The organism is Caulobacter sp. Root487D2Y (assembly GCF_001427165.1).
Lineage (GTDB): Bacteria > Pseudomonadota > Alphaproteobacteria > Caulobacterales > Caulobacteraceae > Caulobacter.
In genome coordinates this window covers 1,122,985-1,143,342 of the sequence record NZ_LMFD01000010.1, presented here as the reverse complement: position 1 = coordinate 1,143,342, position 20,358 = coordinate 1,122,985, and the positions used below count along the sequence as shown (strand labels likewise).

The window sequence follows — 20,358 nt, the reverse complement described above, 5'->3', positions numbered from 1 at the left end:
GGAATCGGGCATCAATCCTCCACGGGGATCACATGCGGTGTCGGGCCGCTGGTCAGGAAGTCGCCCGTGGATTTGATCCTGGTGGTCACTAAACCTTTCGACTGGTGCGTAGAGCGTCAGGGGCAGACCCTGTCTCGCCATTCCAGCCAGGAAGCCGCCTACAAGGCCGCCCTCGACTACGCCAGCGCGCTGTTCGAGGACGGGATCCGGACCCAGGTCACGATCAAGCCCGAAGCGCGCACCTTCGCCGGGGTCACGGCGGAATAGGGCGTGGGCGACCAGGCTGGGTGATGACGCCCGATCACGACTTGCCGACGGCGAGGTCGCTCGCCGCCCTGAAAGCCGCATAACAGCGTGCAAATTTCACGGTCTCGCGTTATGGGGGAGTCGCGTCAGGCAGCGCGGGGGTCGTGGTTCATGGAAGATCCGCCGAAGCGTTCATTCATAACCGGCGAAATAGACGTAAAAACGCTTATCGCGTTCGTCTTTGGATTTATATTCGTCATAACGATACTTGTCTTCACGGCGGTGGTGAAGACCCCTAGTACCACCGAAATCTGGACCTATCGGATAATCCTGGCCCTGGCCGCCGCCGGTGTCGCCGCTATTCTTCCTGGATTTATCGACATCAAGTACAAGGGCTTCGTCCAGGCGGGCGGCGCCATCGGCGTGTTCGTGCTGATCTTGCTCGCGTTTCCCGCGCCGGCCCCCGCGCCGGCAAAGCCGGAGACGCCGTCCGCCGACGCGTTCGTCTGGCCGACCGAAGATCCCGAGTTCGCGGCCAGGAAATATGTCGATCTCGTCGACAACGGAAAGTTCCTGGAAGCCTACGAGGTCATCGACAAGGGGGTGGGGTTGCCGTGGAGCTCGTTCGAGACCTCGTACAAGCTGGGGCGGACTCCGTTGGGGGCCGTGGTCGATCGACGGCAGACCGGGGCCCAGAGGTCGACGGAGCTGCCGGGCCGGCCGAAGGGCGGCTACGCGGTCGTGACCTACCAGACGAAATTCGCCAACGACCAGAGGTGCCGGGAAGAGATCGTGACGCTGAGGGCCATGCCCGACAAGACCTGGCGGGTGTCGAAACACGACAGTTCGCCCCAGCAGGTCGACTGCATCGGCCTCTGAGGCCGGTCAGGGCGCCGTGCAGACCTCGACGCATCGCCGGGCCAGGGCCTCGGTGGCGTCGATGAACGGCACGGTCAGGTCGGCCGCGCCCATCACCAGCGGAACCTCGGTGCAGCCGGCGACCACCACCTGGGCGCCCTTGCCGACCAGGCGGTGGGCGAGGGCGGCCATGGTCTCGCGGCTCTCCGCGCCCAGTTCGCCGTGCTTGATGCGGTAGAGCAGGGCCATGAACTCGACCTGCTCGTGGTCGTCCAGGGTCACAGCCTCGATCCCCAGATGCGAGAAGGTCCGGCGATAGAGCGCCAGCGCCCCGCCGGTGCCCAGCACGCCCACGCGCTCGGCGCCGTCAGCCTTAGCCGCCAGGCCGGCGGTTTCGATCAGATCGACCAGGGGCAGCCCGCTGGCCTTCACTTGATCGACAAAGGCGTGGGCCGTGTTGCAGGCGATGGCCAGCACCTGGGCCCCGGCCTCGCGCAGGCCCACGGCCATTTCCGCCAGCACCGGTCCGGCCTCGTCATAGCTGTTGTTGCGGTCGGGGACCTTGGGGTTGATGTCGACCAGCACCCGCAGGTGGTCCTGCTCGCGGCTGACCGGCGTGGCGGCCTGCAGCTTGGCCAGGAAGTCCAGGGTGGCGGCCGGGCCCATGCCGCCGAGGACGCCGAGGGTCTTGGTCATCAGATGATCCTTCTCCGTCACTCGGGACGCTCCCTCCGTCACGATGCGTATCCGCATCGCGCCACCTCACCCGCATAGCGGGGGAGGTGGCGCGGCGCCAATAGGCGGCGTGACGGAGGGGGCGTCCGGCGGTCAGCCGACCAGCGCCCCCTCGATCTCGCTCTGATAGCCGAACAGCCCCTGGGCGCCGCCGGTGTGCAGGAACACAACCCGCTCAGCCTTGAACGCGCCCTTGCGGGCCTGGTCGATCAGACCCTTCATCGCCTTGCCTGAATAGACCGGGTCCAGCAGCAGGCCCTCGGTGCGGGCCGCCAGGGTCAGGGCGTCGATCACTCCCTGGTCGACCAGGCCGTAGCCCGCGCCGACATAGTCGCAGTCGGCCACCACCATGTCGCGCGTCACCCGCCCGGCCGCGCCGATCGTTTCGGCCGTGGCGACCGCCAGGTTGAACACGTTCTCCTCCTGCTTGGCCTTGGGCGCGCGGACGCCGAAGCCGAGGATCGGGATGTCGATGCTGAGCGCGGCGAAGCCCGCCACCAGGCCGGCATGGGTGCCGGCGCTGCCGGTGGCGGTGACCAGGCGGTCGATCTTCAGGTCCATGGCGTCGGCCTGCACCACCAGCTCGCGGGCGCAGTCGACATAGCCCAGGGCCCCGACCGTGTTCGAGCCGCCGCCGGGAATGACATAGGGCTTGCCGCCGCGCCGGCGCACGGCCTCGGCCGAGGTTTCGAGTTCGGCGACCATGTCGGTCCCGCCCGGCACGAAGCGGATCGCCGCGCCCATCAGCCGGTCCAGCAGGACGTTGCCGTTGCCGACATAGTCGCTGGCCTTGGAGCCGGTGCGCTCCTCCAGGATGATCTCGCTTTTCAGGCCGAAGCGCGCGCCGGCCGCGATGGTCTGGCGCACGTGGTTGGACTGCACAGCGCCCTGGGTGACCAGGGTGTCGGCGCCCTGGGCCAGGGCCTCGCCCAGCAGGAACTCCAGCTTGCGAGTCTTGTTGCCGCCGCCGGCCAGGCCGGTGCAGTCGTCGCGCTTGATCCACAGGTCGATGCCCAATTCCGCGCCCAGGCGGGGCAGGGGCTCCAGGGGCGTGGGCAGGTGGGCGAAACGGGCGCGGGGGAAGCGGGCCAGATGCATGAACGTCTTTCGCAGCGGGGGAACCAGCGTTGGTCGATTCCCTACAGGCTCGGCCGCCGCTGTGCTATGCTGGCGACCATAAAAGCATGACCCGGCGCGTTCTCCGCGCGACTGCCTCCCAGCCGCGCGCCCTCGTCAGAAGGCCGTGTGGATGTTGGGAGAAGACGGATGTTGAAAACCACCCTTTGGGCGGCGGCCTTGGTGACCGCCATGGGCTGCGCCGGGACGGCGGGCGCATCGACCCTGGTGATCGGCGGCGGCGCGGCCAAGGATTGCGCCGACGCCGCGATCAACGGGCGCAAGGACGGCGCCTCGGTGACCACCTGCACCGTGGCGCTGGAGACCGAGACGCTGAACTTCCGCGACCGCGCCCGCACCTACGTCAACCGCGGCGTCCTGCAGATGCGCCAGCAGGACTATGACGGCGCCGTCGCCGACTTCGACGCCGCCTCGCGGATCGACCCCAATCTCGGCGAGGCCTTCGTCAACCGCGGCGCGGCCTATGTCGGAACCAGCCGCTACGGCGAGGGCCTGAGCCAGATCGACCAGGGGCTGGCCTTGGGCGTCAAGGATCCGGAGAAGGCCTACTACAACCGGGCCGTGGCCAATGAGGGCCTGGGCGACGTGACGGCGGCCTATCGGGATTTCAGCAAGGCGGCCGAATTGGCGCCGACCTGGGATGCCCCCAAAACCGAACTGACGCGTTTCACCGTCAAGCGGCCCTGAACCCGACGCAGTGAAGGCGTTGAATCCGGGGCCCTGGATGTGGAGCCTCGAGGCATGAGCACGGTTCGGACGATGATCGCGGCGACGGGGTTGGCCCTGGTTCTCGGCGCGTCGGCCGTCGCCCAGGTCGACCTGAGGGGCGTGCGCGACCGCAACGTGATCCTCCTGCAGCAGGACATCGACCGCCAGAACATCCTGGCGGCCCAGCGCGAGCTGTCAGCCGCCCAGAACCGCTACGCCACCCAGCTGACCCTGCGAGCGCTGGACGAGGCCGCGAGGCCGCCGACCCAGCCGACCCTTCGGCCGTCGCTGCCGCCGTCCCCGCCACGCGGCGCCAGCGCCGAGGACATGGCCGACGACATGGCGCGGATGGATCGGCTGACCGATGCGGCCCTGGCCGCCGGCAACGCCCGGCTGCGGGCCATCAAGCCGGCGTCCTGACGCCCCCAAGAAATTATCAGGCAGCAACACCAGGAGACCGATCGCATGGAATGGGGTGGCGGACGCCGTGAAGGCAATATCGAGGATCGGCGCGGCATGGGGCCGGTGGGCCTGGCGGGCGGCGGGATCGGCGCGGTGGTGCTGGCGGTGATCGGCTATTTCGTGTTTGGCGTTCCGCCCGAGGCGACGATGAACGCCGTCAACGGCGCGGGGCAGCCCGCGGTCCAGGAGGGCGTGCGCGGCCAGGTCAGCGACCGCGAAGGCCAGTTCATCGACGTGATCGAGACCTCCAACACCGATGTCTGGGGCCCGCTGTTGGCCAAGCACGACGTCAATTACCGGCCGCCCGCGGCGGTGGTGCTCTACACCCAGGCCACCGGCACCGGCTGCGGCACGGGCCAGTCGGCCATGGGGCCGTTCTATTGCCCGGCCGACAACAAGGTCTATCTGGACACCAGCTTCTGGACCGAACTGGAGACCCGGTTCGGGGCCAAGGGCGAGTTCGCCCGGGCCTATGTGATCAGCCACGAGATCGGTCACCACATCCAGAGCCTGACCGGCGCTTCGGACGAGGCCCGGCGGCTGGGCGCGCGGGGCGCGCAAAGCGGCTCGGTGCGGCTGGAGCTGCAGGCCGATTGCTACGCCGGCGTCTGGGCCCGCCACGCGCCGGAGGCTTCGGGCGGCGGCATCCAGATCAGCCGCGCCGACATCGAGGACGGCCTGGGCGCGGCCTCGGCGGTCGGCGATGACGCCATCCAGGAAAAGGCCCAGGGCCGGGTCATGCCCGACAGCTTCACCCACGGCACCTCGGCCCAGCGCATGCGCTGGTTCGGCAAGGGCTATGACGCCGGCGACCCCGGCGCGTGCGACACCTTCGCGGCGACGACGCTGTAGGGTTGATCGACATCAGGCATGGTGCGTGGTCCTCGTCCTTCGACAGGCTCAGGATGAGGACCAAGTTATAGGCCCGGGCAGTAGAAAACCTCATCCTGAGCTTGTCGAAGGACGAGGTTTTCGTTTCCGGCCGTCGATCGGTTCCAGACTACTTCCCCGGAACCTTGGCGATCATCTGCACCTCGACGATCCCGTGCGGGTTCAGCAGGCCCGTCGTGCCCACCGCCGTCCACGCCGGGTGCGGGGCCTTCATGAATTCCGACTTCACGGCGTTGAACATCGCCAGCTGTTCGCGGCGCGGGGCGGGCTGGTCCGGACCTTCCCAGACGTGGAAGCTGTTGATCATCACCACGTCCTCGAAGCCGGCGCCCGAGGCCTTCAGCGTGGCCTCGATCGCCTGGAACGCCCGACGCACCTGGGCCTTGAAGGCCTCGGCGTCCGTGCCCTCGTCGTCGGCCCGTCCGACGATCACGCCGGAGATGTAGAGCGTGTCGCCGGCCCGCCGGGCCGGCGCGTAGTGGATGGCGTCGTAGCTCTGCTGCTGGCGGGCGTTGGCGATGATCACCTCGCCGTGCGGGGCGGGGATCCTCTTGGCAACGTCCTGGGCGACGTCCTGGGCGAAGGCTTGGGACGTAAAGGCGGGCGCGGCGGTCAGGGCCAGCAGGGCGGCCAGGGTCAGGCGGGGCGCGATCATGGGGGAGCTCCGGCAAAACGATGTTCGCTTGATCGCGCGGCGCCGGCGGCCTGGCAAGTGAACGCCTTGCAACGCTTGACCCGTGCGTCAGTCGGCCTAGTGTCCCCCCGTTCACCGGGGGGCCGCTTCGCGCGGCTGAGATTGGGCGCACGCCCTGACCCGTCGAACCTGATCCGGGTCATGCCGGCGAAGGGAGGGAACGCGGTCGAGGCGCAAAAACCGAAGCCGTACACCGACTTAGCGCGACACGTCCGGGTCTCCTTAACGCCTGAGGAGCGCCCGAAATGAACGTTCAACTGCCCATCAAAGACGCCATCGGCGCCATTCCGACCGGGGAGCGCCCCGGTTCGCGCAAGGTCTATCAGGCCGGCTCGCTGTTCCCCGACATCCGGGTGCCGTTCCGCGAGGTCGAGGTCCACCCAAGCGCCAACGAACCGCCGGTCACCATTTACGACCCTTCGGGGCCCTATACCGACCCCCACGCCAAGATCGACATCGAGCAGGGCCTGCAGCGCGTGCGCGAGCCGTGGGTCGTGGCCCGCGGCGATTGCGAGCCGGTGCTCAATCCCCGCGAGGTCAAGCCCGAGGACAACGGCTTCGCCCAGGGCAAGCACCTGGCCCCGCAATTCACCGCCAAGCGTCCGATCTTCAAGGGCACCCGGGGCAAGCTGGTCACCCAGCTGGAATACGCCCGCGCCGGGATCATCACCGCCGAGATGGAATATGTCGCCATCCGCGAAAACCTGCGCCGCGAGCAGGACCGCCCGTGCATCCGCGACGGCGAGGACTTCGGCGCGTCGATCCCCGACTTCGTGACCCCCGAATTCGTCCGCCAGGAAGTGGCGCGCGGCCGGGCCATCATCCCGGCCAACATCAACCACGGCGAGCTGGAGCCGATGGCGATCGGCCGCAACTTCCTGGTCAAGATCAATGCCAACATCGGCAATAGCGCGGTGCTCAGCACCGTCGCCGACGAGGTCGACAAGCTGGTCTGGGCCACGCGCTGGGGCGCCGACACGGTCATGGACCTGTCGACCGGCCGCAACATCCACAACATCCGCGACTGGATCATCCGCAACAGCCCGGTGCCGATCGGCACGGTGCCGATCTACCAGGCGCTGGAGAAGGTCAACGGCGTGGCCGAGGACCTGAACTGGGAGGTCTTCCGCGACACCCTGATCGAGCAGGCCGAGCAGGGCGTGGATTATTTCACCATCCACGCCGGCGTGCGCCTGCCGTTCATCCCGCTGACCGCCAAACGGGTGACGGGCATCGTCTCGCGGGGCGGCTCGATCATGGCCAAGTGGTGCCTGGCGCACCACAAGGAGAACTTCCTCTACGAGCGGTTCGAAGAGATCTGCGAGATCATGCGCGCCTACGATGTGTCGTTCTCGCTGGGCGACGGCCTGCGTCCGGGCTCGACCGCCGACGCCAACGACGAGGCCCAGTTCGCCGAGCTGCGCACCCTGGGCGAGCTGACCAAGGTGGCCTGGAAGCACGGCGTGCAGGTGATGATCGAAGGGCCGGGCCACGTGGCCATGCACAAGATCAAGGCCAACATGGACGAGCAGCTCAAGCACTGCCACGAGGCCCCCTTCTACACCTTGGGCCCGTTGACCACCGACATCGCCCCTGGCTACGACCACATCACCTCGGCGATCGGGGCGGCGATGATCGGCTGGTTCGGCACGGCCATGCTCTGCTACGTCACGCCCAAGGAGCACCTGGGCCTGCCCGACCGCGACGACGTCAAGACCGGCGTGATCACCTACAAGCTGGCCGCCCACGCGGCGGACCTCGCCAAGGGTCACCCGGGCGCGGCCATGTGGGACGACGCCATCAGCCGGGCGCGGTTCGAGTTCCGCTGGGAGGACCAGTTCAACCTGGGCCTGGACCCCGAGACCGCCCGGGCGTTCCACGACGAGACCCTGCCCAAGGAGGCGCACAAGACCGCGCACTTCTGCTCGATGTGCGGTCCCAAGTTCTGCTCGATGAAGATCAGCCAGGAAGTCCGCGAATTCGCGGCCGGCATGGCGCCCAACTCGATCGAACAGGGCATGGCCGAGATGAGCGACAAGTTCCGCGAGCAGGGCTCGGAGATCTATCTGAAGACGGAAGGCTAGGGATGCTGGGCGTGATCCTGGCGGCGGCGGTGCAAGCCGCCGCCCCGTCGGCCGTGGTGGCCGATCCGCTGGCCCCGGCCCGGATCGGCGACCTGCAGTGCTACGGCGCCGACCCCGTCCGCAAGACCTGTCGCGCCCTGGCCGGCTACAGCTTCGAGGCCGACGGCAAGATCCTGAACAAGGCCGAGGTGGTCCTCCAGGAGTCGCCGCTGGTGACGATGACCACCGTCTCGCCGGTGACGATGCGGGACGGGGCGGTCTGCGGGCCGCTGTCGGGCGTGGACAAGGCCCAGATCGCGGTGCGCGGCCACCGCATGCCCGAGGCGAACGCCGCGCCGATCCGGGCCCAGTTGCTGGAGTCGATGGCGTCGATGCTGGGCAAGGACGTCTGCACGACCTACCGGCGCAGCGGCGACTGGTGGATCGCCGAGGTGACGATGGACGGCGTCGCGCGGCAGGACATGAACGACACCCTGCTCTGGGTGCCGGTGTCGGCGGGCTACGTCGTCCAGCCCTGAGCCCAGGGCGGGGACGTGCTCGCACGCGTGTCCCCGGATCTAGGCCCGCGCCCCCTGAAAGGGATCGTTCGTTTCCTGATCAGGCAGCTTGCGCCAGTAGAGATACAGCAGCACCGCCATCTGGCCCGACAGCGTGTGCCACAGCAGGCCGTGGGGCTGGAACAAGCTGTGGGGATTGCACCAAGGTTCGCCGGTCTGTGAACGGACCTGGAAGACGACGGCCAGTCCGAAGCTGACCAGGGCGGCGATCCAGAACCAAACCGCGGGGCCCAGCCATCCCCTGGCGCAGCCTTCGGCGAGTTTGTGGATCCATTGGCTGCAGCCGCCGGCCTTTTGGGCGTCCGTGATCTTGAGCACGAGTTCGATCACGAAATAGGTGAAGATGATCAGCCCGATAAGCAGCATCGACACCCCGCTGGAGTCGTCCATATACTTTTCGGCCAATATGTTTATCACCGTGCAGGTCACGGCGACGCCGAAGTACATCACGTAGAACAACCAGTCCTTGTTCACCCTGCGTCTTATCGAATAGGCCGGTAGAAACGCCGAGAAGACGTACATCGACATGCCGTCGAACCAACTGATGGTGGCGGACAGGGAGGCGTGGAACCACATGCTGCCGAGCCCGAGGAACAGCGTCGCGAAGATGTAGACGTCGGGTATCCAGCTCTTCGGATCGTGGAAGAGGTTCTTGGAGACCGTCCACTCCAGCGCCTTCTTGCGGTCGTAATAGATCCTGAACGCCACGAACAGCGACGAGAAGATCGCGTAGAGATTGCTCAGGGTGTTGACCGGCTGCCGGATGCCGTTGGCCCCGGTGTCGACTTTGACGGGATCGAAGGCCTCGCAGTAGCAGCTGTCCGGATGCTTGGGCGCGGGATACTTCACGCCGTCGACCTCCTGGGTCTGGGGGACCTGCACGTGATTTTCGATGTTCGTGCAGCGATCGGGATGGGCCGGCCAGCCGAAGGACGCGAACAGGATGAACGGGATCAGGACGACGAACATCCCGACGCCCCACACGACGAATCCTCGAACGGGCGCCATTGAAACCTCTTGGGTTCGTGGGTTGGGCCGTCGCTCGCCGGACGGTGAGTCGTCGTAAAGTTGTTTAGCTTTGCATGTTCGCGTCTGAATGCAACAGCTTGGCCGTTTCGCACTCCGCGAGCGGCGAAAACCGGCGCTCGGCCGGCGCATCCGACCTGAAAATCGGCCAGGCTGGGTCCTGGCCGACCACGCCCCACGCCCCACGGCGCCGCCGGCCCGGGCGATCAGCTCACCCGGACGTCCTCGTCGGGCAGTTCGCGCCAGTAGAGGTACACCATCACGGCCATGGCCCCCGCCAGGGTGTGCCACAGCAGGCCGTGCGGCTGGAACCAGCTGTCCTTCCAGCACATCGGGCCGCCGGTCTGGGACAGGATCTGGAACATGGTGGCGAAGCCGAAACAGGCCACGCCAATGCCCCAGTAGAGCAGGGCGCGCTTGACCCAGCCGTCCTCCCAGCCGGCCTTGACCCGGTCCCACCAGGGCGAGGGACCGCCCAGCTTGACCATGTCGACGATCTTCACGCCGATCTCGGTCAGGAAATAGACGCCGATCAGGGTGGCGATCAGCTTCATCGAGATCAGGTCGACCTTGTGCAGGATCCGCCCGACCATGGTGAACACGATCACCAGCACCGCGTAGGCGCAGTAGAAGAACACCCCGATATTGAAGCGTCTCCGCACGGTGTAGACTGGCAGGAAGGCCGCGAAGACGTACATCGACATGCTGTCGAACCAGCTGACCGTGCCGGACAGCGAGGCGTGGAACCACATGCTGCCCAGCCCGAGGAACATCACCGCGAACACCCAGACCTCGGGCACCCAGCTTTCGGTGTAGTAGAAGACGTTCTTGATGACGCCGGACTCCCGGTCGCGGCGGATCAGGAACACCAGCACCAGCGACGAGGCGATCGCGTAGAGATTGCTGAGCGTGTTGACCGGCTGGCGGATGCCCGCGGCGCCCGTGTCGACCTGGGCGGGATCGAAGGCCTCGCAATAGCAGCTGTCGGGATGGTCGACATCGGGAACCCCGTCGACCAGGGGGACCACCTGCACGTGGTTGACGATGTTGGTGCAGTCGTCGGGATTGGCGGGCCAGCCGACGCTGACGAAGATCAGGAACGGGACCATCAGCACGACCAGACACACGCCCCAGGCGACAAATCCCTTGGCCGAGCCCATCGCAAGTCCTCCCGTCCATCGGGCCTGAAGCCCGGATCCTTGTCGGCGCGCGATGCGTCGCCGGGTTGTGAAGGGTCTCACGATCTCGTCTAAGTGCAACGGATTTGGTCGAAGACGCCGAATTCGGCCGGTTCGGCGTTCATTTTGACGCCGCGGTCTCGGCGCCCTGTCGGAAATCGGCGCGGTCGTTCGTTCTAGGAGCAGCAACAACCCAAGGAGGACGTCATGTCCTATGTCGACGGTTTCGTGATCGCGGTCCCCAAGGCCAAGATCGACGCCTACAAGGCGATGGCCAAGCTTGGCAGCGAGGTCTGGATGGAATACGGCGCGGTTTCCTACGTCGAATGCCTGGCCGACGACGTGCCCTATGGCGAGGTCACCTCGTTCCCCCGAGCGGTCCAGGCCACCGACGACGAGACCGTGGTGTTCTCGTGGATCGTCTACAAGGACAAGGCTTCGCGCGACGAAATCATGGCCAAGGTCATGGCCGATCCGCGCTTGAAGCAGGAGGACATGCCCTTCGACGGCAAGCGCATGATCTTCGGCGGGTTCGCGCCGTTCCTGGAGGTGTGAGGGTCTTCTCGCACCCTCTCCCATGGGGAGAGGGAGGGACCCAAGCGAAGCTTGGGAGGGTGAGGGGGTTCTGAGCCAGCCGGCGTGCCGGTCGGGCATTCGAGAAGGAGCGGTGAGGGTGTAACCCCTCACCCTCCCACGCCTGGCGGCGCGGGCCCCTCCCTCTCCCCTCCGGGAGAGGGTTTCACCCCGGCTCGTTCAATAGAAGAACCGCTCTTCGGCGATCTTGCCGTCGCGGATGGTGTAGAGGCCGACCTCGTCCATGGTGGTGCGCTCGCCGGTGGCCTTGGGCGTCAGCGTCATCTTGAAGCCGACCACGAACTGGTCGCCGTTGACGAACGGGCCGGTGACCTCGGAGTCGTGGACCTCGTGGTTGGCGGCCCACCATTCGCCCTTGCCGCGCGCGGCGGCCTTGCCGGTGACGCGGGCCATGTCGCCCGACGCGGCCTCGATGCTGACCACGTCGTCGGCCCAGTATTTTTCGCCGGCCTCGTCGAACTTGCCGGCCTGGCACAGGGCGACGAGGTCGGCGGCGATCTCTTGAACGGTCATGGTGATGCTCCTGGATTGGGGGGCTTTCCGGGCCGGACCATCGACCTTGAAAGCGACAGGCGCAAGACGGTTTGTTCTCTATATGTTCGCGACGGCGCGTGTTGCTGACAGCGGGTGTCAGCAGGGACAGCCGAGGCGTTTCTGGTCTAGCCTCGCGCCATGACTCGCTCCGCCTTTCCCGGCTTCGCCGCCGCCGACCTGGCCTTCCTGACCGGCCTGGCCGCCCACAACGACCGCGAGTGGTTCACCGCCCACCGCGCCGTCTATGACGAGCGCCTGAAGCCGACCCTGTCGGCCCTGATCGACGCCCTGAACGGCGCGTTCGCGGCCCGTGACCTGCCGCTGGCGGGGGATCCCAAGAAGAGCGTGTTCCGCATCCATCGCGACGTGCGGTTCTCCAAGGACAAGCGGCCCTACAAGACCCACGTCTCGGCCACGCTGACCCGGGACGGCCAGAAGCTGTCGCCGGGCCTGGTCTATGTGCACATCGAGCCCGAGGGCGGGCCGGCGCCGGCCTTCGACCCAGAGACCATCGACCCGCTGGACCCCTCGACCCTGCCGTCGGCCCAGGCGGCCGAGACCGGCTATGCCGGGAGCGGGCCGTTCGCGGCGGCGGGGTTCTATTTGTCGGAGCGCCCGCACATCGACGCCTTCCGTCGGGCCATTGTCGCCGATCCCAAGGGCTGGGCGGCGGTCGAGAAGGCGCTGACCGCCAAGGGCCTGCCGCTGGAGCCGGGCGAGCCGACCAAGCGCATGCCGAAGGGTTTCGAGGACCAGGCCGGCGGCCCGCTGGAGGCCGCGCTGAAGCGCACGCGTTGGCTGGTGCGGCGTCCGCTGACCGGGGCCGAGATCGGCGGGGCGGGTCTGGCGGACATCATCGCCGACTTCGTGGCCGACGCCCGGCCGCTGCTGGTGTTCGGGTGGAAGGCGCTGGGGTAGGGGCTTGTGTCCGGGGGTGGTCGCGATGCCGAGTGCGGCTTTTCGACCCGTTGCGGACTCGCCAGCGGTGGCTATCAGCGGATAAGGAAGGTCCCCTTCCCATCCGGCCTCATTTGGTCTGACCGCCGAGGTTCTGCACGATGAAGCGCGCTCGAAAGAGTAGCTCGTCAAACGTCAGGATTTCCGGCGAGCGCACGTTCCTCCGATACAGCTCGAAGCAAGCGATCTTGTCGTCGTTGCCTGAAAGCTCAGCCGAGTTTCCAACCACGAGGAAGCTGCGTGGCTCAACCGCATAGGCCAATTCGGCCGTGTCGTTTCCAGCAGCATCCTTCAACACGTCACGGAAGCGGCGTCGGGTAAAATCGAAGGTGGTCTTCTGCACCTGCGTGACCGCGTTGGACACCTCGCTACTCACGCCGTAACAGCCAGGGCGGTAGCTGCTGCCCAGGTCATGCTCACATCCAGAGCGCCTAACTTCTGCTCCCCACCCTCAGCTGACGTTCGGAACGTCCGCTTGGCGCAAGCCCGCATCCGCCCCGGATGCGGCAACGCCTTAAAGCCTTGGTGGATCGGAGCTCTGTCGTCTGGCCGTGTCAATGACCGGCCTCCGGCCGGCCGCCCTGCGGCGGCCCTTCGGGCCGTCATTGACACGGCCAGACGACAGAGCAGGCTCGCCATCAAGGTTTTAAGGCGCGGCCTCGCCGTCGCGGCGGAATATGAAGGAGGGCGGGACGCCAAATGGCAGCCCATCCTTTTTTCCGTGAGGAAGGCGCCTGCGCCCAGACCGGTTCGGCGCGAGAAGCGCGCTAGTCCTTGCGCGCCTTGGCCTTGTCGCCCGTATAGACGTCCACGCCCTGCTTGGCGCCGCCCGCCTTGAGCTTGCGGATATAGGCCAGTTCGGCCTTGGCCCCGCCGTGGTCGGGCTCCAGCTCCAGCGATTTCAGGTAGGCGGCCTCGGCCTCGTCCAAGCGGTTGAGCTCGGTCAGGCAGAAGCCGCGGCTGCGCTGCACCCGCGCCTCGCCGTCGGGGTTGGCCATGTCGGCCAGGAGGTCGGCCGGCGGCAGGGCGTCGTAGAAGGCCAGGGCTTCGGCGAAGCGGTGCTGCAGGATCAGGGCGGAGGCCTTCTCGGTGACCAGCATCAGGTTGTCGGGTTGGAAGGCCAGGCCGCGGTCCAGCCAGACCAGGGCTTCCTCGGGCCGGCGATGCTCGACCGCCAGGGTGCCGAGCAAGAAGGCGGCGGTGCCGTAGGTGTTGAACTCGGCGACCGCCCTGTTGTCTCCGGGCCCCGCCTTGCCTTCGGCGGAGGCCGCCGCCGCGACCAGCATGGCCCCCAGGGCCGCGGTCGGGTCGTTGACGCGGATCGTCGTCAGACCCGGCTGGTGATCGACCACCGGCCATCGGGCCGGCGCGTTGGCGACCACCTTCTGAAGATCCGCGACCATCGGCTCCAACTCGGCGAAGGAGGTCACCCGCAGGGCTTTCTCGACCACCTTTCGATCCTTGGCCTCCTGCTTCTTGAACGCCTTCTGGTCCACGGCCGGCGGCAAAGCGGCGGCCTGGGCCATGGCGTGAGCTGGAAGGGCGGTGGAGGACAGCAGGGCGGCGGCGATAATCGCCTTGAAGGTGGGCAGGCGCACGGGTTGTCTCCAGCCAAGCTTGTCGCGACACTAGAGTACGTCTGTAATAATGCAAGCCTGGCACGGGGGAACGCGCGGCGGCGTTTTCGCATTCCACAGCCATGCTCGCCCTGATCCTCGACCTCTCCAATATCCTCGGCGGTTTCCTGTTGGCCATCGGCCTGCTGGCGCTGATCCCCCGCGCCGGCGACGACCTGGCGCGGTTCGCCGAGCGATTGAGCCGCTTCCGCTGGATCGTCGGCGTCGTCGCCCTGATCTGCGGCGGCTATTTCCTGGTCATCCACCTGATCAGCGGCCCGCGCGTCTTCCATTTCGAGCTCGTCGGCATCGCGGTCGGGGTGCTGCTGCTATGGGATCGCCTGCGAGCGGGGCGGCTGGCTCATCGCGACCTGCCGGCCAGCGGGGCGCGGGGACCGGGCCTGGTGCTGGCGGTGTTCGGGGCGATCGCCATGCTCGTGGGCCTGCAGGGGATCTTCACGGCGGACTGATCGCCCCCATTCGCGTCGCTGACGCTTCTCAATCGGCCGTTAAGACGGCGAGCGCAGAGTTTTCCACAACCCGCCAACAGGGCGGAGACCAGGGAAGACCGTCATGTCCTCGACCGTGACCTCCAATTTTCGCCGCGGCCACGACCATTTCGAGCCGCAGGACACCGATCCCCAGACCCAGCGCCGCCTGCGCGGCCAGCTGGAGCAGATCGACTACACGGCCTTCGCCTCCAACACCGCCGTGATCGCCCAGGTGATCGGCAAGAGCGACTCCGGCAAGTTTCAGCGCCTGGCGGTGGCCGCCGCCGTGGCCCGGGCCCGCTGGGTGGCCGAGGCCGTGACCATGACCGAGGGCGGGGCGGTGACCACGGCCGAGCAGACGGCGCGACTGGCCACCCTGCGCACCGCCTACGAGGAGCTGGCCGCCGTCTACGAAGCCATGCGGCGTATGGTCGAGCGCGGCTACCTGACCTACAGCACGTCGATGGTCACCGAGGGTGGAAACGTCGTAACGCGAGAGTGATCTAAAAATACATCTTGGAGTGTATTTCTCGCGCTAACCTCCCGCCGCTCATTCCGAGCCGGAGGCTTTCCCATGTCCGCCTATCCCATCGCCATCTACGGCAATGGCCTGTTCCAGGATGGCTATCCAAATCCCCCGATCGCCTACGATGTTCAGGTCGAGCAGCTGAACGCGGGGATCACCACCGTCATCCTGTGGTCGATCCACATCCACGCCGGCGGCGACCTCTATCTGAACGACACCCTGTTCGTCAGCGACGGCCAGATCCAATACGCGACCGACGGGAAGAGCGGGGTCAATCCCGACTTCCCGCGATTGATCACCAGCCTGATGACCGGCGGCAGCGTGAAGGACCTGCTGGTCTCGGTCGGCGCCTGGGGCACCACCAGCGACTTCAGCGCCTGGCTGGCGGCCCGCGATCAGGTCAAGACCAATCTGGGGGTCCTGCAGTCGACCTTCGGGGTGACGGGCGTGGATTTCGACTACGAATCCCAGGACGGCTACACCAGCGCCGACCAGTCGATGATCGTCGCCCTGACGCTGGACGTCGGTTCGCTGGGGCTGTTCGCCACCTATTGTCCGTACACGGCGAGCGACTTCTGGACCGGCTGCCTGACCGCGGTCTACCAGCAGAACAACCAGCAGCAGATCGTCAGATTGATGAACCTGCAGTGCTACGCCGGCGGAAGCGGCAATTCTCCGACCGACTGGGCGCGGGCGGTGCAGAACACGCCCGACACCGGCGTGGCCGACGCCTACGCCTTCATCGTCCCTGGCTATGCGGTGATCGGGGCCGACGGGGGCGATCCGGCCTCGCTCGAGCAGACCTTCGCGGGCCTGGCCGGCACCGGGATCACCGGCGGCTTCCTGTGGAACAGCGGCGGCATCTGGGCGACCGAGGCCTCGGAGGGGCAGGGCGCGCCGCTGCCGTCCGACTACGCCCAGGCGATCACCAATGGGCTGGGCGCTTCGGCCAAGGCGTCGGCGAAGGCGTGAACCCGTTTCCGCCCATCCCGGTCGCCGGCCGGGGTGGGCGGCGTCTTCCCGGGCCTATCGATATCCACGTCTGGTGCGTGGCCGAGGTTTTCGCTTCCTGGGCCGAATGTCGATTCGACCTAGGACTTGATCTTGTCGCCGCGATGCAACGGGTCGGGCAGGGGATCGCCGGCCTTCACGAACCGCAGCGACACCGAATTGATGCAGTAGCGCAGCCGCGTCGGGGCCGGGCCGTCCGGGAAGACGTGGCCCTGGTGGCTGTCGCAGCGGGCGCACAGGGTCTCGATGCGCAGCATGCCGTAGGAGGTGTCGCGCACCTCCTTGACGTGCGCCTCGTCGAACGGGGCGTAGAAGCTGGGCCAACCGGTGCCGCTCTCGAACTTGGTCCGGTATTCGAACAAGGGCAGGCCGCACTCGCGGCAGCAATAGACGCCGGGGCTCTTCTCGCCCAGCAGGCCGCCGCAGAACGGGGCCTCGGTGCCGTGATGCAGCAGGACGCGGGCCTCCTCGGCGGTCAGGTCGGCCTCGAGGCGCTGGCGCTCGGGCTCGGTCGGCGGAGTCAGGTCGAAGCCGGTGGCGGAGAGGAGGGGGGCTGTGTCGGTCATGGCCTGCAATCTAGGGGCTCGGACCTTTCACCGATAGGGGCGGCCTGCTGACAAACCAAGGCCGGGCGGAGCATAAGATCGGCCGCCGCGTTCGTTTTCGCAGCCGCTGAAAGGACCCCGCCATGACCATCGCCGTCGCTTTCCTGCAACCGGGCTGGGCCGACTGGGAGGCCGGCCAGGTGCTGGCCGCCCTGCGCGGCTATTATGGCGTCCAGATCGAGATCGCCACGCCGGACGGCGAGCCCCAGACCTCGATGGGCGGCGTGCTGGCGGCGGCGGATTACAAGTTCGCCGACCCGGTCCTGGCCGACGCCGAGGTCTTCCTGCTGATCGGCTCCGACGCCTGGATCGACTACGACGACAAGGCGCTGTTCAGCCTGCTGCGCCAGGCCCAGGCCGACGGCAAGGTCATCGGGGCGATCTGCGCCGGCACGGTGGCCGCCGCCCGGGCCGGCCTGCTGGCGGGCAAGGCCCACACCTCCAACGACCACGCCTGGCTGGCCAAGGTCGCGCCGGACTATGCGGGGGCCGAGCGCTATGTCGACACGCCCAAGGCGGTGACCGACGGCAAGCTGGTCACGGCCGCCGGCTCGGCCCCGGTGACCTTCAGCGCCGCCATCGCCCGGCTTGTCGCGCCCGAGGGCAAGCACGACGACTACGTGGCGATGTTCGCCCGGGAGTTCGCGGATTGAAGTCCGGCGGGCTCGGTCGGGGACAGGCCCACGGGCATGTCCCCAATCGCGAGATCCTATTTCAGAGCCGCCGCCGCCACCCGCGCCACCTGGCCGTCCTGGACGCCCGAGCCACCCGAGACGCCGATGGCGCCGGCGATCTTGCCGTCGACGATCAGCAGCTCGCCGCCGTCGATGGCCAGGGCGCCGGTGAAGATGGAATTGAGCGTGCCACCCTTCACCGCTTCCTGGAAGTAGGCGGTCGGCCGGCGGAAGTTGGCGCTGGTCTCGGCCTTGCGGCGGGCCACGTCGTTGGAGCCGTACTGGGCGCCGTCCATCTTCTCGCTCAGCACCAGGGCCCCGCTGGGCTCGACCACGACGATGACCATCGACCAGCCCTGCTTGCGGGCCTCGGCCTCGGCGGCGGCGGCGGCCGTCCGGGCCTCGGCCAGGGTGATCGGGCGGCCGTAGGGCGGGGCCGGCGGCGGCGCGTGCGGCGCGGCGGCGGGCGCGGGCGCGGTCTGAGCCAGGGCGGGGCCGCCGGCCAAGGCGGCGGCGAGGGTCAGCAGCGCGAAGGCGGGACGAAGCATGGGCGGTTTCCTCTCAGGTCGTGCGATCAGGCCGAACCCAGGCGTTATTTCGCTAATGCGTGAAAAACCCTGAGCGCTGAACGTTTCTCGTGGTTGCGGTCCCCATTGGAAACCGGTGTCATGGACAATGTCACGCTGCGGCGCCGTTGCAAACCTCTGGCGGCCTGCTAGTGCCTGTCCAAAGAGACAACGACAAAAGCGTAGGGAACGGCCGGATGTTCAAGAAGCTGCTGATTGCCAACCGGGGCGAAATCGCGGTGCGCGTGATCAAGACCTGCCGCCGCCTGGGCATCAAGACCGTGGTCGTCTATTCCGACGCCGACGCCGACAGCCTGGCCGTGGAGATGGCCGACGAGACCGTGCACATCGGTCCCGCCCCCGCCAACCAGTCCTACCTGGTCGCCGACAAGATCATCGCCGCCTGCAAGTCGACCGGCGCCGAGGCCGTTCACCCGGGCTTCGGCTTTCTGTCCGAGAACGCCGGCTTCGCCCAGCGCTGCGCCGACGAGGGCGTGGTGTTCATCGGTCCCAACCCGGGCGCCATCTCGGCCATGGGCGACAAGATCGAGAGCAAGAAGTTCGCCGAGAAGGCCGGCGTCTCGTGCGTGCCCGGCCATATCGGCGAGATCGCCGACACCGCCCACGCGGTGACCATTTCCGAGCAGGTCGGCTATCCGGTCATGATCAAGGCCAGCGCCGGCGGCGGCGGCAAGGGCATCCGCGTGGCCTGGAACCGCCAGGACGTCGAGGAGGGCTTCCCGGCCGTGCGCGCCGAGGCCAAGGCCAGCTTCGGCGACGACCGGATCTTCATCGAGAAGTTCATCGAGAGCCCACGCCACATCGAGATCCAGGTGCTGGGCGACAAGCACGGCAACGTCGTCCACCTGTTCGAGCGCGAATGCTCGATCCAGCGCCGCAACCAGAAGGTCATCGAGGAGGCGCCGAGCCCGCTGCTCGACGAGGCCACCCGCAACGCCATGGGCGCTCAGGCCGTGGCCCTTGCTCAGGCAGTAAGATACGACAGCGCCGGCACGGTCGAGTTCGTGGCCGGCCAGGACAAGAGCTTCTACTTCCTGGAGATGAACACCCGCCTGCAGGTCGAGCATCCGGTCACCGAGCTGATCACCGGCCTGGACCTGGTCGAGCAGATGATCCGCAGCGCCTGGGGCGAGAAGCTGGCCTTCGCGCAGAAGGACCTGAAGATCAACGGCTGGGCCATCGAGAGCCGGATCTACGCCGAGGACCCCTACCGCAAGTTCCTGCCGTCGATCGGGCGTCTGGTCCGCTACGCCCCTCCGGAGGAGGGACAGCATGAGGGCTACACCGTCCGCAACGACGCCGGCGTCCGCGAAGGCGACGAGATCTCGATGTACTACGACCCGATGATCTCCAAGCTGTGCACCTGGGCGCCCACGCGCCTCGAGGCGATCGACGGCATGGGCCGGGCGCTGGAGGACTTCCACATCGAGGGCCTGGGCCAGAACATCCCGTTCCTGGCCGCCGTGATGGACCAGGCGCGGTTCCGCTCGGGCAAGATCTCGACCAACTACATCAAGGACGAATTCGCCGACGGCTTCAAAGGCGTCGATCCCACGCCCGAGCAGATCGACGTGCTGACCGCCGTTGGCGCGGCCATGCAGCGGGTCTACGCCGCGCGGGCCCGCTCGACCGACGCGGGGCTCAGCAATCCGGTGCGCACCGAATGGATCGTCGCCGTCGGCCACGCCAAGCGGCGGGTCAAGCTGTCGGGCGAGGCCCAGCACCTGTCCATCGAACTGCCCGACGAGGGCCGCGCCTTCCATCTCGAGACCGTCGACTGGCGTCCGGGCAAGCCGGTGTTCCTGGGCAGGCTGGACGGCAAGCCGTTCACCGTGCAGGTGACGCCCGCCGCCGAGGGCTTCACGATCCGCCACCGCGCCGCCAAGGCCAAGGTGCTGGTCCTGAGCCCCCGCTCGGCCGAACTGCACGACAAGCTGCCCGAGAAGCAGGCCGCCGACACCTCCAAGCTGGTGCTGTCGCCGATGCCGGGCCTGGTGGTCAGCATGGACGTGGTCCAGGGCCAGCAGGTCCGCGAGGGCGAGGTGGTCTGCGTGCTCGAGGCCATGAAGATGCAGAACATCATCCGCGCCGAGCGCGACGGGGTGGTCAAGGCGGTCAACGCCAAGGGCGGCGACCCGGTGGCCGCCGACGAAGTGCTGGTCGAGTTCGCCTAGACGTCTTGTTTGG

24 protein-coding genes and 1 riboswitch are annotated in these 20,358 nt (G+C 67.4%); of the genes, 14 read left to right on the top strand and 10 right to left on the bottom strand.

Features of this window, described 5'->3' with window-relative positions; all coding sequences use genetic code 11:
• Nucleotides 1-66: 66 nt before the first annotated feature.
• Together ASD38_RS15130 and ASD38_RS15125 are read left to right on the top strand one after the other, a co-directional pair.
• Nucleotides 67-267, top strand: a complete 201-nt coding sequence (locus ASD38_RS15130) for a hypothetical protein (protein WP_056445112.1) — start codon at nucleotides 67-69, stop codon at nucleotides 265-267.
• A gap of 150 nt (nucleotides 268-417) precedes the next feature.
• Entirely contained in the window at nucleotides 418-1,125 is a 708-nt protein-coding gene (locus ASD38_RS15125; protein WP_162252141.1) for a DUF4019 domain-containing protein, read from the top strand.
• 6 nt (nucleotides 1,126-1,131) lie between these two features.
• Here the strand turns inward: ASD38_RS15125 and ASD38_RS15120 are convergent, their stop codons facing one another.
• Entirely contained in the window at nucleotides 1,132-1,800 is a 669-nt protein-coding gene (locus tag ASD38_RS15120; protein ID WP_056461488.1) for an aspartate/glutamate racemase family protein, read from the bottom strand.
• A gap of 132 nt (nucleotides 1,801-1,932) precedes the next feature.
• The gene (locus ASD38_RS15115; protein WP_056461069.1) at nucleotides 1,933-2,937 is read right to left on the bottom strand and encodes a D-cysteine desulfhydrase; all 1,005 of its coding nucleotides are present in this window, start codon (nucleotides 2,935-2,937) and stop codon (nucleotides 1,933-1,935) included.
• Between the two features lie 168 nt (nucleotides 2,938-3,105).
• Here ASD38_RS15115 and ASD38_RS15110 point away from each other — a divergent pair, with 168 nt between their 5' ends.
• The 3 genes from ASD38_RS15110 to ypfJ are packed head-to-tail and all read left to right on the top strand — an operon-like array spanning nucleotide 3,106 to nucleotide 4,998.
• A complete protein-coding gene (locus tag ASD38_RS15110; RefSeq protein ID WP_056445104.1) occupies nucleotides 3,106-3,663 on the top strand; it encodes a tetratricopeptide repeat protein in 558 nt (185 codons plus the stop codon).
• A gap of 54 nt (nucleotides 3,664-3,717) precedes the next feature.
• Complete coding sequence (locus ASD38_RS15105) at nucleotides 3,718-4,104, top strand: hypothetical protein (RefSeq protein ID WP_056461066.1); 387 nt, start codon at nucleotides 3,718-3,720, stop codon at nucleotides 4,102-4,104.
• A gap of 45 nt (nucleotides 4,105-4,149) precedes the next feature.
• Nucleotides 4,150-4,998, top strand: a complete 849-nt coding sequence (gene ypfJ, locus ASD38_RS15100) for a KPN_02809 family neutral zinc metallopeptidase (protein WP_056461063.1) — start codon at nucleotides 4,150-4,152, stop codon at nucleotides 4,996-4,998.
• A 148-nt stretch (nucleotides 4,999-5,146) separates the two neighbouring features.
• On the opposite strand, the gene ASD38_RS15095 is transcribed toward ypfJ, so the two are convergent.
• Nucleotides 5,147-5,692, bottom strand: coding sequence for a RidA family protein (locus ASD38_RS15095; protein WP_056445095.1), 546 nt, complete (start codon nucleotides 5,690-5,692; stop codon nucleotides 5,147-5,149).
• Nucleotides 5,693-5,797: 105 nt separating this feature from the next.
• Nucleotides 5,798-5,904, top strand: a riboswitch (TPP riboswitch).
• A 72-nt stretch (nucleotides 5,905-5,976) separates the two neighbouring features.
• Here ASD38_RS15095 and thiC point away from each other — a divergent pair.
• Nucleotides 5,977-7,815, top strand: coding sequence for a phosphomethylpyrimidine synthase ThiC (gene thiC, locus ASD38_RS15090; protein ID WP_056461060.1), 1,839 nt, complete (start codon nucleotides 5,977-5,979; stop codon nucleotides 7,813-7,815).
• A 2-nt stretch (nucleotides 7,816-7,817) separates the two neighbouring features.
• Entirely contained in the window at nucleotides 7,818-8,333 is a 516-nt protein-coding gene (locus tag ASD38_RS15085) for a hypothetical protein (RefSeq protein WP_056445089.1), read from the top strand.
• Between the two features lie 39 nt (nucleotides 8,334-8,372).
• Here the strand turns inward: ASD38_RS15085 and ASD38_RS15080 are convergent, their stop codons facing one another.
• Together ASD38_RS15080 and ASD38_RS15075 are read right to left on the bottom strand one after the other, a co-directional pair.
• Nucleotides 8,373-9,380 (bottom strand): ceramidase domain-containing protein, encoded by a 1,008-nt coding sequence (locus tag ASD38_RS15080; protein WP_162250255.1) that lies wholly within the window; start codon nucleotides 9,378-9,380, stop codon nucleotides 8,373-8,375.
• A 224-nt stretch (nucleotides 9,381-9,604) separates the two neighbouring features.
• Entirely contained in the window at nucleotides 9,605-10,558 is a 954-nt protein-coding gene (locus ASD38_RS15075) for a ceramidase domain-containing protein (RefSeq protein WP_056461056.1), read from the bottom strand.
• Nucleotides 10,559-10,783: 225 nt separating this feature from the next.
• Between ASD38_RS15075 and ASD38_RS15070 the strand changes: the two genes are divergently transcribed.
• Nucleotides 10,784-11,131: a DUF1428 domain-containing protein gene (locus tag ASD38_RS15070; protein WP_056461053.1), complete on the top strand. Its 348-nt coding sequence runs from the start codon at nucleotides 10,784-10,786 to the stop codon at nucleotides 11,129-11,131.
• A gap of 198 nt (nucleotides 11,132-11,329) precedes the next feature.
• Here the strand turns inward: ASD38_RS15070 and ASD38_RS15065 are convergent, their stop codons facing one another.
• Nucleotides 11,330-11,683, bottom strand: coding sequence for a nuclear transport factor 2 family protein (locus ASD38_RS15065; RefSeq protein ID WP_056461050.1), 354 nt, complete (start codon nucleotides 11,681-11,683; stop codon nucleotides 11,330-11,332).
• Between the two features lie 159 nt (nucleotides 11,684-11,842).
• On the opposite strand from ASD38_RS15065, the gene ASD38_RS15060 reads away from it, so the two are divergent.
• A complete protein-coding gene (locus ASD38_RS15060; protein ID WP_056461047.1) occupies nucleotides 11,843-12,622 on the top strand; it encodes a DUF2461 domain-containing protein in 780 nt (259 codons plus the stop codon).
• A 109-nt stretch (nucleotides 12,623-12,731) separates the two neighbouring features.
• Here the strand turns inward: ASD38_RS15060 and ASD38_RS15055 are convergent, their stop codons facing one another.
• Nucleotides 12,732-13,070, bottom strand: coding sequence for a Shedu anti-phage system protein SduA domain-containing protein (locus ASD38_RS15055; RefSeq protein WP_082560758.1), 339 nt, complete (start codon nucleotides 13,068-13,070; stop codon nucleotides 12,732-12,734).
• 358 nt (nucleotides 13,071-13,428) lie between these two features.
• A complete protein-coding gene (locus tag ASD38_RS15050; protein WP_056461042.1) occupies nucleotides 13,429-14,259 on the bottom strand; it encodes a tetratricopeptide repeat protein in 831 nt (276 codons plus the stop codon).
• Nucleotides 14,260-14,360: 101 nt separating this feature from the next.
• Here ASD38_RS15050 and ASD38_RS15045 point away from each other — a divergent pair, with 101 nt between their 5' ends.
• From ASD38_RS15045 to ASD38_RS15035, 3 genes are all read left to right on the top strand, one after another.
• The gene (locus ASD38_RS15045) at nucleotides 14,361-14,747 is read left to right on the top strand and encodes a hypothetical protein (protein WP_056445073.1); all 387 of its coding nucleotides are present in this window, start codon (nucleotides 14,361-14,363) and stop codon (nucleotides 14,745-14,747) included.
• Between the two features lie 103 nt (nucleotides 14,748-14,850).
• Nucleotides 14,851-15,270 carry a hypothetical protein gene (locus ASD38_RS15040; protein ID WP_056445070.1) on the top strand — a complete coding sequence of 140 codons (420 nt, stop codon included), beginning with the start codon at nucleotides 14,851-14,853 and terminating at the stop codon, nucleotides 15,268-15,270.
• Between the two features lie 72 nt (nucleotides 15,271-15,342).
• Nucleotides 15,343-16,266, top strand: coding sequence for a hypothetical protein (locus ASD38_RS15035; RefSeq protein WP_056461039.1), 924 nt, complete (start codon nucleotides 15,343-15,345; stop codon nucleotides 16,264-16,266).
• Between the two features lie 119 nt (nucleotides 16,267-16,385).
• Here the strand turns inward: ASD38_RS15035 and msrB are convergent, their stop codons facing one another.
• On the bottom strand, nucleotides 16,386-16,871 hold the full coding sequence (gene msrB / locus ASD38_RS15030) for a peptide-methionine (R)-S-oxide reductase MsrB (RefSeq protein WP_056461037.1): 486 nt from the start codon (nucleotides 16,869-16,871) through the stop codon (nucleotides 16,386-16,388).
• 122 nt (nucleotides 16,872-16,993) lie between these two features.
• On the opposite strand from msrB, the gene ASD38_RS15025 reads away from it, so the two are divergent.
• Nucleotides 16,994-17,563, top strand: a complete 570-nt coding sequence (locus ASD38_RS15025; protein WP_056461034.1) for a DJ-1/PfpI family protein — start codon at nucleotides 16,994-16,996, stop codon at nucleotides 17,561-17,563.
• A 56-nt stretch (nucleotides 17,564-17,619) separates the two neighbouring features.
• Here ASD38_RS15025 and ASD38_RS15020 read toward each other — a convergent pair whose 3' ends face one another.
• Nucleotides 17,620-18,132 (bottom strand): GlcG/HbpS family heme-binding protein, encoded by a 513-nt coding sequence (locus ASD38_RS15020; protein ID WP_056445059.1) that lies wholly within the window; start codon nucleotides 18,130-18,132, stop codon nucleotides 17,620-17,622.
• A gap of 215 nt (nucleotides 18,133-18,347) precedes the next feature.
• On the opposite strand from ASD38_RS15020, the gene ASD38_RS15015 reads away from it, so the two are divergent.
• On the top strand, nucleotides 18,348-20,345 hold the full coding sequence (locus ASD38_RS15015; RefSeq protein WP_056461031.1) for an acetyl-CoA carboxylase biotin carboxylase subunit: 1,998 nt from the start codon (nucleotides 18,348-18,350) through the stop codon (nucleotides 20,343-20,345).
• Nucleotides 20,346-20,358: the final 13 nt, after the last annotated feature.